Genomic DNA, 13,300 nt, shown 5'->3' with positions numbered 1-13,300 from the left:
TGATGGTACTGCACTCGATAGGGTGTGGGAGAGTAACACGCCGCCACACTAACACTTCAAGGGTGGTCACAACAGTGACCACCCATTTTTTTATTGTTGATTTACGCCTAAATTTATCTGAACTGTGGGTCTACAGATATTTGTGATGTCGGTCCCACGTCACTTCCACCAGATAACTCTCTTGCAAGTTTCATCGAAACTGGTACTTCCTTTATCTTCTTTAAAGTTTCTGCATCGTAAATGTGTATCTTAGCCTTTGTCCCGAGATTCATCCCATATGTAATGATAATGATTCGTTCATTATTTTGACCAAATAAATAAGTTCCGCACTTGCTATTATGTATACAGTCAGAGTTTCCTACTTCAACTCGTCTTTGTTCATTTCCTGTCGTAGTATCTATTTGATGAATAATGCCTATAGTTGGATTGAAATACGTAAAGGTATCTCCTCGTAAGGATTTATTGTCATAGAATACTCGCATCTCTGACTGCTCGTTCATGGAATTTCCATGAACATCTTTCACATTAGTGTATTCTAGAGTTTTTCCTTGCGTATCCCACTTAACTATTCGAAGTGTAATATGATAATCAAGGCGGTCGCTTTCTAAGAAAGTTATTACGTTATTAACACATGGTACGCCATTTGAATTGCCTTCTATAGATAAATATTTAGGATCGTCCGTAGTCGTAAATCTCTTCTTTGATATTTGTACATCCACTTCTGATTTCTGGAAATTAACATAGTCGTATAGTCTTGAAATAACTTCACCGTCGTCATTTTCTTGATATGCCGTGTTTTCCCAAATGCCGTATAATCCGCTTGGACAGCTTGAAACAATATATGGAACTTCTCCCTCATATTGACGTGAATGGTGAAGGACAGGATCTTCCATAACGATAGAATTGTGTTGAGTAGCACTAAAACCTAAGTCTTCAATATAAAGAGGGTTACCTTTATAATTAAACAGAACATGCGAAAGTACATATTCGTGCTTATTATCGTGCATACTACTGCTAGCTATTGCTGAACTTGAACCTCGTGAGAAATAAAGGTTTTTATCAAAACCAGGAACATAGAGACCATCGTCTCCCCATAGAGTCATGTGGGAAAAAACCGGTCCGACACTAACTTTTTGATATGTGCCATCTTCAGCAAGTAAAAGAACATAGCTATCTTTGGCATCAAGCTCCTGCATGGTAGGGTATAGAGATATTGCTAGAACATACTTATCTATACTCACATCAGCAGGGGATGAAATTGATGATGAGCAAGCGCCTACATTCAAAATGATAAATGGTATCAAAAGAATAGAAACTATATTTTGATATAGGGGATTCCTCAATTTCGCATGATGAGTATGCTTGTGATTAGTATGCTCTAGCATGATTTACTCCAGTATTGAATTCACTCACCTGGTTGCAGAGTTGATCCCCAGAGTGTTTTATATGTAGTGGCTTTGCTGGAATTGCGTAAATCCCACGGCCATACGATACGTAATGCATAATAAGTATGCTTTACCTTTATTAATACGTGAGTACAGCATTTTCCCTCAATCCTCTTTGATTAATTAACCATCGACTTTAATAGTTAATTTCTTATATTGTACTGCTTCGCGAATAGTTATACAAAACCGACGTATACAGTAAAAATTAACATGATGAATGTGAAGAGCTAGAGGTGAGCTTCGGTCAAATATCGTTGAATGTATTTAATCAAAGCATACGCTGTCACAATCAATCGCTCCTTCACCTGTATACATTACGTACAGCGGCACGCATCCAACACTTGTATTATTGTATGGTTGCTTATATTGCGAGATTGGCTTATTGAGTCGTAACTTATCAGATGCGATATCATATGTGTGCCAATCTGTCGATAATTCAGACAACTCGATAGTTCCTATGATGCTATCTACTTTAAATGATTGAGATACCGCCAGAATAATTTTCCCTTGAGATTCAGTGTGATGACGACCATTTTGACGTATTGTTACACCAATAGACTCAATATTGGCAAAAGAATCAGCATCGAAATATTTGAATCCCATAACTGACCCATCGCGCATATTAGCAATATATTGATGATCAGTATTTCTTTCTTGCGTAATGAAGGGACAAAGCCGACGTAATTCTTTCTTCTCAGAAGTATCATAGCGTCCAGTTCGATGATTTTTACCCCACAAATTGCAGGCGATATACGCAGGATAAGTACCAGTAGCGGGCAAAGGGATAGGACTCAAACCGCAGCTAGTGAGTTCTGCTTGTTCGAATTTTCCATGCGAATATTTAATTCTTTGGGCACATGCTTGACGTGCGTATGAGCTTGTATTTGTTTGCCGATGATAGAAAATATAGAATTTGTCGTCAACCTCAAGCAAGCTGCCGTGTGTATTACCAACAAAATTATTTGCACGCTGCTCATCATCAATTCCATTGATGCCGATATCTGCAATGCTTATTAATGTCCCTTGGAAAGTAAATTTTCCCGTCGGTGAGGAGCTCGTTGCGTAGCAAAGTTCATGATTGTGTCGGGAAGAATATATGAAATAATATGTATCATCAATTTTTCTCATTGAACTTGCTTCAAAGAATTCGTGACCTTCAAATGAGCCCGGACCTTGCTTTGGGAATAGGAGCTTCTCGGGAGTTTTAATTGTGAGCATATCTTTTTCAAGCTCGAGTACTATGCCACCATCATTACTCAGCTTCTTACCGCCGGTCGAAATTGATGGTACAGAAGTATAAAAGCCAGAATAAAGATAGACACGTTCGTCATCGTCGACAAAAATGGCTGGGTCAAAAGGGAAAGAATCTCCCTCCTTTCGACCCCATAGTGTGCCGTCTGGATGATGAACATGTCCATAAAATTCAAATGGGCCGCGAGGGGTATCAGCTACAGCAACTCCCATTATTCCCATAAAATCGAAAGCATAATAGAGATAGTAACGACCGTCAGGTCCTATGCATACATCAGGAGCAAAAAGTAAACGCAAACCTAACTTATTTTTCGGATCTTGATTCTTCCGATAGATGATACCTTCATATCTCCATTTTCCTAGGTCATCTATGGGCGCAGACCACGTGACATAATCATCTACACAGAAAATTGGCGCGCCAAAACGATCGTGCGAGCCGTAAATATAGACACGATTATCGAAAACATAGGGTTCAGCGTCTGGGATGTATTCACCTTGAGGGAGAAAGGGATTCAACGCTAGTGATAATGCGCTTGCTGTGTGAGAATGTGAGGACATGGTACTTATAATAATGCAATATTCCAGGTAGAAACACGACAAAGATGGGTGGAGGACTCGTTGAGGAGTTCTCCACCCATCTTTGTATTATAAATGATTTAGTTATTTGTGGTAGTAGAAGTACTTTCAGTTAGATCATAAATGGTTGTATTACCAACTGTTTTAGCAGTGAAGTTACTTGCTATCCACTGTGCAATTTCAGTTGCTGCTGATGAGCCGCCCATCTGACCGCCACCCATATTTCCGCCAGAAATGTAATAGTGGATGAGTCTTTTCTTGACGTATTCCTTGAATTGCGCCAGAGTAGGATAATCATCGGTTCCGTTAAATCCACCAATTGCCATTATTGGTTCATCACTTGCGAGCTGATACGAAGCTGCATTTTGAGAACCTGTGGTTGCAGCAACCCAGCGATAGGATGATGCATTCTTTTGCAAGAGAGCGATGAGCTCTGTATTCGATGAAGCTCCACCACCGCCGGTTAGTCCACTTCCCATACCTCCGGATGGAGGGGCTTGCATAGTGTTTTGTTGAGAGGATGACGAATTGGAAGAATCGTTCGAGCCTGATGAGTTATCGGATGTTTGTCCATTAGATTGTCCTGCATCAGATGATTGGAAATTTTGTGCTCCCTGTCCCTGCTGGTTAGGGGCGCTCGGCATTGTGAAATTGTTGTTAGGGGAGTTGCCTTGCTGATTTCCTGGAGCACCGTTTCCGCTGTTTCCTGGGCCATTATTGCCCTGTATGCCAGGCATTCCTTGCATATCAGGTGAAGATTTACCTCCAGGGGCTGACTGTGAATTAGGGCCAGCTTGCATAGAACCGTTTCCAGATCCTTGCTGATTCCCATTCATTGATCCGCCCTGCTGACCCGGTTGTTGTCCTGCGAACTGTGAGGAATTCTGCGACGAAGAGTTGCTTTGAGATGCATACGCAACCGTCCACACAGTAGGTGTGATTAGTAGGGCAGCTGATGCTACACCTATAGCCAAATCGCGTACGATATGGTTTGTTGTTGTTTGTGCTGTCATTTTTTCCTCACACATTAGTTTGTTGCAGATTGTGCATTGTCGGATTGCGTATTGTCAGATTGCCCATTATCGGAATTCGTTCCACTTGTCTCTGGAGCGGTCTGGTTAGTATCATTCGGGGACTGAGAGTTACTATCTGCAGTATCATTTTGACCGTTTGGCATGTTTTGGCTCATCTGTCCGTTCGAATTTCCTGGACCACCAGGGGCGCCACCCTGACCTGGTTGACCCATCTGAGACATTCCAGGTGTAGAGTTTTGTGCTGCTTGAGAAGCAATCATCCATGTAGTTGGCGTAATAAGAATAGCTGCTGCGATGAAACCGGAAGCTACATGCAGAATCGTCTTTTTACGATTAACAGAAGCAGCAGTATCCGCGAGATTCGAACTTCCTGCTGGATTTGGTGTAGTAGGAGACGGTTGCTCTACAGCAGGAATAGCAGTAGTGTGCATATCCTGCGCAAAATCGTTGTATGCATTTGTTGGATTAGTTTCGTTAGTGTTTGTCATGATAACTCCTTAATGAGTGATTATTGATTAATTGTTGGTATTTGTGGATGAGTCAGTTTGTTGAGAATTTGAATTGCTCGTCCCAGTATTATTAGTAGATCCTGTTGTGGTATCAGCTGAATCTTGTGAGGAAGAAGTATTGTTCGTACTGCCTCCTGAGCTACCAGGGGCGCCTCCCGGTCCGCCAGCTCCACCACCAGGACCACCCTGACCACCAGGGCCGCCCTGACCGCCTGGGCCGCCCATAGAATTTGGTCCAGCAGTTACGATGGATCCTTGATGACCGGTGGAGATGGTAGCTACAGTCCATGCAACTGGTCCTGCTAGCAAGGCGAAAGAAGCACAAACGATTGCTCCAATTCGTAGAATCTGCGTCGTAGAGGTTTCACGTGGAACACTATCAAGATGCTGTATGGAATTCCATACAAAGATTCCGGCTGCAAGTACTGCACTAATAAGAACTGCGTACCCTAATGCTGTATATCCACTTGTCTGATTGATCATAAAGAATGACCATAATCCAGTGCTCAGTGTCGATATGGCTGCGATAGCTGGTGCCCATGCAGTATTTCGTTTTGACCATAGAAGAGCAATTCCGACAGCGGCAAGAATAGCGAGTGCTGGTGAAAGAGCGACAGTGTAGTATGCGTGGAAGATTCCAGACATGAAGCTGAAAATAAGCCATGTCACTATGAGCCATCCGCCAAACATAATTGCCGATGCGCGGCGTATGTCTTCTCGGTTCTTTAAACCTGCCACAGTGAGAGCAACAATGAGACCGATTATTGCAGCAAAGAAAAGCCAAGTAATTTGACTATTAAACTCGCTTGTAAATAAGCGGTTCCAACCGGTTTCTCCCCACATTCCGCCTTGGGATTTAGATGAACTTGCTCCAGGAACTACCGAGCCTGTTTCGTCGCCGGTAATTCGTCCCAACCCGTTGTATCCAAAGGTGAGTTCGATAAACGAGTTGTTTTGAGATCCTCCGATATATGGGCGCATATCTTCAGGAACGATGACTGTGAGAAGAACCCACCAGCCAGCACTGATAGTCATAGCAATGATGGCTACGAGACCATCAACTATACGACGCCGGAATTTAGTCGGTGAAGCAATAAGGAAAGCGAGTGCAATTCCAGGGAGAATGAGCATCACCTGCAGCTGTTTAGTTAAGAAACCAAAACCTACTGCCACTCCAGCAAGAGCCATCCAACCTGTCCTGCGAAGATTGCCTAAACGACTTGTATCATGTTCAAGAGCGCGTAGAGCTGCGCCTACAGCAGCGACTTCGAGGAAAACAAGTAGCGCATCAGGGTTATTGAAGCGGAACATAAGAGCTGCAACAGGAGTTGTTATGAAGAAAATTCCTGCGATAATTCCTGTCCAATTTCCCCAATAACGACGTGTTATCGTGTAAATAAGATATGTAGTTGCTACTCCAAGCAAAGCCTGTGGAAACAGAATTGCAAAAGAATTCAAACCAAAAATACGTACGGATAACGCCATGAGCCAGATAGATGCAGGTGGCTTATCTACAGTAATTGCATTTCCGGAATCAGATGATCCCCATAGGAAAGCCCACCAATTTTTTGATCCAGCTTGTGCTGCTGCGGAATAAAATTCGTTTGCATATCCCGATGCTGTCAGATTGATGAAGAAAACAGCACATGCAGTAATCATGAGTAAGCTCACGGCAATGATATCGTTACGTTTTCTAGCTGGGAGTACATAACGATTTGTGTACTGCCTCTTTGATTGAGTAGACGAACGTTTTCGAAAGACATGAGATATGCCTGTAGCGCTAGTCGTGTGCGCTGAAGTAAGGGAAACCATAATTATCCTTTACGCTGCGATAGTAAGAAGATGGATTGGCATAAGGCTGCCTCTAAAGATTGGTTCACGATTTTTTTCGATGGAGCGCGCTCGCGTTTTAAGCATTCCCGTGAAGCCGCGACCTAGGCAATGTTTGACACGGATCATTCCACGTAAATCTTTAATAATCGTGTCTACGATATGGACTGAGGTATGCTCATCTTCAATCCAGCGAACAGGTATTTGATTGAGTCTATAACCTCTATATTGCGCTACTAGCAACATCTCAGTGTCAAAGAACCACTCGTCATCTTGTAGCTGCTCATACATGGACATGAATACGTCAGCGCGTATAGCTTTAAAACCGCATTGAGCATCACTAAAGAGTGCTCCAGAATACAGTTTGAGAAGCTTATTATATGTTCTCGAGATGAATTCGCGCTTCGCTGATCTGGTAGTCTGCGAGTTCTTCATGAGACGTGAACCAATGGCAATGTCACTATATCCATCACGTAATGGAATGACTAAATCATTGATATGCTCTAGTCCAGTTGACAAGTCAACATCCATATAGGATAGAACACGTGCGTGTGAAGTGAGCCACGCTGTTTTGAGTGCAAAACCGCGACCTTTTCTGTCGATTCGAATTGCTCGTACATGCTGAGCATGAGATTGAACTAGCTCGCATGCAATATCCCATGTCGGATCAGTGCTTGCATTATCGGCGATGACGATACGCCATGAAAAATCTGCTTTCTGAATAGAGGATAGAGTTGTTCCAAATTCATCGCGAAGACCTAACAAATAATTGCTGAGTGTCGTCACTGCTCGTGCTAAATCCTTTTCCTCGTTATAAACGGGGATAACGAATTCCACATCGACGTTATCGACAGTTCCTATCACATCGCTGATATGTGATGTGTAGTCACTGATGACTCGCGTAGATATCATGTTCGCTCCTTTCGTGATAATTACATTTCACACGTGCGAGCTTGAAATAACCCTCGGATGAAGTTCGGATTAACTCGTAATTGATGCAAAAATTTCTGGATTAAGAATGAGAATTTCCTGAAAATGAGAGTGCGCGAACGTTCACAACCAGCCTAGAAATTATGTATAGTAGAGATACAAGCTCATCAGAGAGGATAATGCTATGAAATATATACCAGTAGGAACAACAGATATTAAAGCCTCGGCAATTGCACAAGGCGTCATGCGCATGGCGGATAAGACCAGAGAAGAATCTGCTCAAGTAGTAAGCGCTGCTCTTGAATCAGGAATTAACTTCTTTGATACTGCTGATGTATATACGGACGGAGAAAGCTCACGAAAATTAGGACAATCTTTGCAAGACTTGTCTGTAGATCGTTCGTCAATTTATGTTCAAACAAAGGTTGGAATTGTGACGAGCAAAGAAACTGGGAAAATCACTCGGTACGATTTTTCTAAAAAGCGTATTCTTGACAGAGTTGATTTTGAATTGCAAAATCTTCAGACAGATTACGTTGACTTTCTTCTCTTACATCGTCCCGATACTTTGATGGAACCTGATGAGGTTAACGAGGCATTTGCATTGCTGAAAGAATCTGGGAAAGTACGTTATTTTGGCGTGAGCAATATGTCATCATGGCAAGTCGAATTTTTGCAAAATAATATCGACGAAAAGCTGCATATTAATCAGCTACAGATGAGTTTAGCTCATACGGGAATGGTTGATCAAACACTCTTTACTAATATGAAAGATTCTCGTTCATTAGACTACGACGGGGGATTAATGGATTATTCTCGTTTGCGTCATATGACGATTCAGGCGTGGAGTCCAGTACAAAAAGGCTTCTTTGGCGGAGTTTTTATAGATGATCCCGAATATGCTGAACTTAATCGCGTACTTGATGAGCTCGGCAGTAAGTACGGTGTTAGTAAAAATGCGGTTGCTGCGGCATGGCTTTTGCGTCATCCTAGCACAATGCAAGTTATTATCGGTACTATGAATTCTGGGCGTATTGCAGAGTTTGCGAGTGGGGCGGATGTCGTTCTCACACATGATGAGTGGTATCAGTTGTATGCAGCCGCAGGAAATATGTTGCCATAACTCATTACCATAGAGGACATGTATAATTTCACGCCTAGACGATGCACTTCTACGCATAAAATAATGTATAAGACTAAAGAGCAAGCTCAAACAGCTGCTCGAAATAGTTATGCTGAACGAGGCGTGCAATTATGGGTGTATGTGTGTGAATACTGTCAAACGTGGCATTTAACGAGCACGCCTCCGATTCATCAATCATTAGGATTAGAGCCTCGAAATGGGCGGGAGAATCGCTCGTCTGGACGTTCTTCGTGGGGTGGCAAACCAATTCTTTCTCGAAAGAAGGGTTTTAAGCCGCGTAAGCACTAAATGGGTAGGTTCGGCTTCGTTTCTGCATATGGTTTAAAAGTGATGTCCTGGATCGTCATAGAATCAGGACATCACGTGCGTTTATATGTTCGTCGGATTTAGAAACTTCGTCCAGTAAATCCTTGTGCTCGTGCTGGTTTGCCGAAGGATTTCTTTAAGCGTGCAGTGTCTGTTGATTGAGCTACTACTTGCTCGGTAAAAGCATGAACAGGTTGATCAGGGAAACGCAAATCGTAATAGTGGCTAACTGCATTATCAAAATCTGCTAAGGCTTCGGTAATATTTGGTGTGGTTGAATCATCCGGATACACATTGTTAAAGAATTGTAATTCGCGAGGCATACGAGGTTTTAAAGTTGGCTCTTGAGCCGGGTGACCAATTGCTAGGCCCAGTACAGGGACAGTATATTCCGGTAAGTGAAGCGTGTCGATGACCGCCCGGGAGTCATTGAGGATGCATCCTAAAATAACAGTCCCGAGGCCTAAGGACTCTGCTGCTGTCTCCATGGCGTGAAGCGCGAGAACAGCATCGTTTTGCCCCTGAGTAAATGTGTAGTCGGAATCAAAAGTCATATCTGCGTCGTCAATTCCTGCTTCGCGTGCGATACGAACATTGCGATGGTTGTCGATGATAAATATATAGAGCGCGCCAGCTTGAGCTACATATGGTTGATTTCCGATGGATGCAAGTTTAAGAGCGATATCCTTGTCTGTAATACGAATTGCTGACCATGCGTTAAGAAATTGGCTGGTTGCCGCGCGTTGTGCAGCTGTTTCGATAGTTTCAATTTCATCAGCGCTCAGAGCTTGATCAGTCCACTGTCTGATGGTTCGTCGATTAAGCAGTGTGTCAATAGTCGGATTATGAATAATAGCCATACCTCTATAGTAATGAGGCATGGCTAAAGAATAAATATTTCAGTAGAAGAATTAACGCTATAAATTAACGAGCGTGTTTTCCACTTTTTCGTGCGGCTCGTTTATGTCGCAAATTAACTATGCCGGCTGAGCTGCGGTCGGCTAGATTGGAAACGAGCGAGCCGATGGCTGCTGATAGTGCAGCAAAAATCATGGAAGCAATGATGCCATCAGTTAGGTCATTTCCTTCGTCATCGACAGCTTTATCTCCAAGGATACGTTTCTTTCCGCTTTTCCATGCGAATTCCGTGAGTTTTCCAATGATAAGTCCTGCGATGGTTGGTAAGGCAAATTTGATGAGCTTGTCAAAAGCATCATCGGGATCGTTCTTAATTCGAGATCGCATAGAATTAACCTTGCTGTCGATTGAGCGTAACTGTTCACGAGTTCTTGCTACTGAAGCACTTGTGGGCGTCTCGTCGTGGGAGAAACCTTCATGTATTTCATCTGAATATAACTCATGTGTCATGGAATTATTATCGCATGCTATCCATACTTCAACCATATTTCATGTAAATTGAAAAATTTTGTTAGTATTGAGTGCATGAATGAACATGTCACTGCTAACAGCTCATCATCCTCTCAAAACCTTGATGCACAGGTAAAGTCTCATTCGATTCAGCGACCAGGGCATCTTATTTTGCTTAGGCATGGGCAAACGATGTGGAGCGAAACTGGCCAATATACTGGTCGTACAAATATCCCACTTACTCATGAAGGTGAAAATCAAGCGCGATTAGCTGGAGAAAGACTAGCGAGTAGTGGTTTGGCAATAGAAAATGAGAATGTGTTCGTTTCGCCTTTGATGCGTGCTCAAAAGACAGCGCAGTTAGCAGGGTTTGAAGGCTATAATACAGAATTTAATCTCAGTGAGTTTGATTACGGTCCTGCGGAAGGTAGAACTCGCTTCGAAGTGGCTGAAGCGCTTGGTATTGATGCGTGGAATATTTGGGATATTGGCCCGTTGCAATTGCCATCATCGCTGCAAGGTAAACGGTCAGAACATATCGATGACTTTGGTGATGTGGAAATTAATTCCGGAGTGGGAGAATCGAGTGAACAGGCTGCACAAAGAGTTCGTTCTGTAATCGAGGATGTTCTTCCTCGTCTTGAATCAGGGAAGAACGTTCTGTGCGTAGCGCATGCGCACATTTTGCGAATATTAACAACTCAATGGCTAGGATTAGAGCCTAATCAAGCGCGATGCTTCCAATTGGATACTGCAAAATTCTGCGTATTGGGCTGGCATCACAGCGATCATGTTATTGAAAACTGGAATATGTAACGTTTCGAATGCGATGTACCAGCTGAATACCCAGAAAATTTCCGTTGTTTCCACTGATGAAATAACGGAAATTTTTTATTTTCTAAAAATTTTTGAAGAAAACGGGAATAAATTTGCAAAATAAAAGTTGAGTGATGTAGACTCAAGTTTAGAAAGTTGATAAATAAGTACTCAACTTTAAGAACTTGAAAAGAACGTAGATAAGAAAAATTGGAAAGGACACATATTATGGGTCGCGCAGTAGGAATTGATTTAGGTACAACAAATTCTTGTATTGCAACTTTGGAAGGCGGACAGCCAACCGTTATCGTGAATGCAGAAGGCTCACGTACAACTCCATCTGTTGTAGCTTTCAGCAAGTCTGGCGAAATCATCGTTGGTGAAGTAGCAAAGCGCCAGGCAGTAACAAACGTTGATCGTACTATCTCATCGGTTAAGCGTCATATGGGAACCGATTGGACAGTAGATATCGATGGTAAGGAATGGACTCCACAGGAGATTTCTGCACAGATCTTGATGAAGCTCAAGCGTGATGCAGAAGCATACTTGGGCGAACCAGTAACCGATGCAGTAATCACTTGCCCTGCATACTTTAACGATGCACAGCGTCAGGCAACTAAGGATGCAGGTACTATTGCTGGTTTGAACGTACTTCGTATCATCAACGAACCAACAGCAGCAGCTCTAGCCTATGGTTTGGAAAAGGGCAAGGAAGATGAACGCATCCTCGTCTTCGATTTGGGTGGCGGTACTTTCGATGTATCCCTCCTTGAAATCGGTAAGGATGATGAGGATGGCTTCGCAACCATTCAAGTTCAGGCTACAAATGGTGATAATCGCCTTGGTGGTGATGATTGGGATCAGGCAATTATCGATTGGATTGTCGGAGAAGTAAAGAATAATTACGGCGTAGATGTATCCAAGGATAAGATTGCGATGCGTCGTTTGAAGGAAGCTGCAGAGCAGGCAAAGAAGGAATTGAGCTCCTCTATGTCTACAACGATTTCCCAGCAGTACTTGGCTATGGCACCAGATGGAACTCCTGTACACCTCGATGAAACTTTGACTCGCGCAAAGTTTGAGGAAATGACTTCTGGCTTGCTTGATCGCTGCCGCAAGCCATTTAATGCAGTGCTTGCTGACTCGGGTATCTCTGTATCCCAGATTGACCACGTTGTGCTCGTAGGTGGTTCTACCCGTATGCCAGCCGTTCAGGAGCTTGTAAAGGAGCTTACAGGTGGTAAGGAACCAAACAAGTCTGTAAATCCAGATGAGGTAGTAGCAGTCGGTGCAGCAGTTCAGTCTGGTGTTATCAAGGGAGACCGTAAGGATGTTCTCTTGATTGATGTTACCCCATTGAGCCTCGGTATCGAGACCAAAGGCGGTATTATGACAAAGCTCATCGAGCGTAACACTGCTATCCCAACAAAGCGTAGTGAAGTATTCTCAACTGCTGAGGATAACCAGCCTTCCGTTTTGATTCAGGTATACCAGGGTGAGCGTGAATTTGCACGTGATAACAAGCCTTTGGGTACTTTCGAGCTCAGCGGTATCGCTCCTGCTCCTCATGGAGTACCACAGATTGAAGTTACTTTCGATATCGATGCTAACGGTATCGTGCACGTATCCGCAAAGGATAAGGGAACTGGTAAAGAACAGTCTGTAACTCTCTCTGGTGGTTCTGGTCTTGATCAAGATGAGATCGATCGTATGGTTAAGGAAGCACAGTCTCACGAAGCTGAAGATAAGAAGCGTCGTGAAGAGGTTGATACTCGAAACCAAGCTGAGGCTTTTGCTTATCAGACTGAAAAGCTCGTCTCTGATAATAAGGATAAGCTTTCTGAGGAAGTTGCTTCCGAAGTAACAACTAAGGTAAATGCTTTGAAGGAAGCTTTGAAGGGTGATGACATCGAAGCTGTTAAGACTGCACAGTCCGAATTGATGACATCTGCTCAGAAGATTGGTGAAGCTCTCTACTCACAGCAGGGCGATCAGAATGCTGCTGGTGCTGCAGGTGCTCAGGCAGCAGGATCTAATGATGGCAATGATGATGTAGTTGATGCCGAAGTAGTGGACGACGACAAGGAATAA

12 protein-coding genes are annotated in these 13,300 nt (G+C 43.2%); 4 read left to right on the top strand and 8 right to left on the bottom strand.

The features are described from left to right. Nucleotides 1-113 precede the first annotated feature (113 nt). The 6 genes from EJ419_RS07660 to EJ419_RS07635 all read right to left on the bottom strand — a co-directional run bounded on the left by EJ419_RS07660 (nucleotide 114) and on the right by EJ419_RS07635 (nucleotide 7,557). Entirely contained in the window at nucleotides 114-1,385 is a 1,272-nt protein-coding gene (locus tag EJ419_RS07660) for a hypothetical protein (RefSeq protein WP_131285228.1), read from the bottom strand. Between the two features lie 324 nt (nucleotides 1,386-1,709). Continuing rightward, entirely contained in the window at nucleotides 1,710-3,254 is a 1,545-nt protein-coding gene (locus EJ419_RS07655) for a family 43 glycosylhydrolase (RefSeq protein ID WP_131285226.1), read from the bottom strand. A 98-nt stretch (nucleotides 3,255-3,352) separates the two neighbouring features. Beyond that, complete coding sequence (locus EJ419_RS07650; RefSeq protein WP_131285224.1) at nucleotides 3,353-4,285, bottom strand: mannosyltransferase YkcB-related protein; 933 nt, start codon at nucleotides 4,283-4,285, stop codon at nucleotides 3,353-3,355. Between the two features lie 14 nt (nucleotides 4,286-4,299). After that, a complete protein-coding gene (locus EJ419_RS07645) occupies nucleotides 4,300-4,794 on the bottom strand; it encodes a hypothetical protein (RefSeq protein ID WP_131285222.1) in 495 nt (164 codons plus the stop codon). Between the two features lie 27 nt (nucleotides 4,795-4,821). After that, complete coding sequence (locus EJ419_RS07640) at nucleotides 4,822-6,627, bottom strand: ArnT family glycosyltransferase (RefSeq protein WP_131285220.1); 1,806 nt, start codon at nucleotides 6,625-6,627, stop codon at nucleotides 4,822-4,824. Nucleotides 6,628-6,636: 9 nt separating this feature from the next. Then, on the bottom strand, nucleotides 6,637-7,557 hold the full coding sequence (locus EJ419_RS07635) for a glycosyltransferase (protein ID WP_131285218.1): 921 nt from the start codon (nucleotides 7,555-7,557) through the stop codon (nucleotides 6,637-6,639). Between the two features lie 202 nt (nucleotides 7,558-7,759). On the opposite strand from EJ419_RS07635, the gene EJ419_RS07630 reads away from it, so the two are divergent. Together EJ419_RS07630 and EJ419_RS07625 are read left to right on the top strand one after the other, a co-directional pair. After that, nucleotides 7,760-8,698, top strand: coding sequence for an aldo/keto reductase (locus tag EJ419_RS07630; protein ID WP_131285216.1), 939 nt, complete (start codon nucleotides 7,760-7,762; stop codon nucleotides 8,696-8,698). A gap of 18 nt (nucleotides 8,699-8,716) precedes the next feature. Next, nucleotides 8,717-9,007, top strand: coding sequence for a hypothetical protein (locus tag EJ419_RS07625; protein ID WP_165496278.1), 291 nt, complete (start codon nucleotides 8,717-8,719; stop codon nucleotides 9,005-9,007). A gap of 98 nt (nucleotides 9,008-9,105) precedes the next feature. Here the strand turns inward: EJ419_RS07625 and EJ419_RS07620 are convergent, their stop codons facing one another. Both EJ419_RS07620 and EJ419_RS07615 read right to left on the bottom strand, forming a co-directional pair. After that, entirely contained in the window at nucleotides 9,106-9,885 is a 780-nt protein-coding gene (locus EJ419_RS07620; RefSeq protein WP_131285212.1) for a nitroreductase family protein, read from the bottom strand. Nucleotides 9,886-9,949: 64 nt separating this feature from the next. After that, nucleotides 9,950-10,393 (bottom strand): DUF4235 domain-containing protein, encoded by a 444-nt coding sequence (locus EJ419_RS07615; RefSeq protein WP_165496277.1) that lies wholly within the window; start codon nucleotides 10,391-10,393, stop codon nucleotides 9,950-9,952. A gap of 147 nt (nucleotides 10,394-10,540) precedes the next feature. Between EJ419_RS07615 and EJ419_RS07610 the strand changes: the two genes are divergently transcribed. Both EJ419_RS07610 and dnaK read left to right on the top strand, forming a co-directional pair. Further along, the gene (locus tag EJ419_RS07610; RefSeq protein WP_276320065.1) at nucleotides 10,541-11,209 is read left to right on the top strand and encodes a histidine phosphatase family protein; all 669 of its coding nucleotides are present in this window, start codon (nucleotides 10,541-10,543) and stop codon (nucleotides 11,207-11,209) included. A gap of 228 nt (nucleotides 11,210-11,437) precedes the next feature. Next, nucleotides 11,438-13,300 (top strand): molecular chaperone DnaK, encoded by a 1,863-nt coding sequence (dnaK, locus tag EJ419_RS07605; protein ID WP_131285206.1) that lies wholly within the window; start codon nucleotides 11,438-11,440, stop codon nucleotides 13,298-13,300.

This window comes from Alloscardovia theropitheci (genome assembly GCF_004332295.1).
GTDB lineage: Bacteria > Actinomycetota > Actinomycetes > Actinomycetales > Bifidobacteriaceae > Alloscardovia > Alloscardovia theropitheci.
This window is presented reverse-complemented; position numbering and strand designations above follow the sequence as displayed.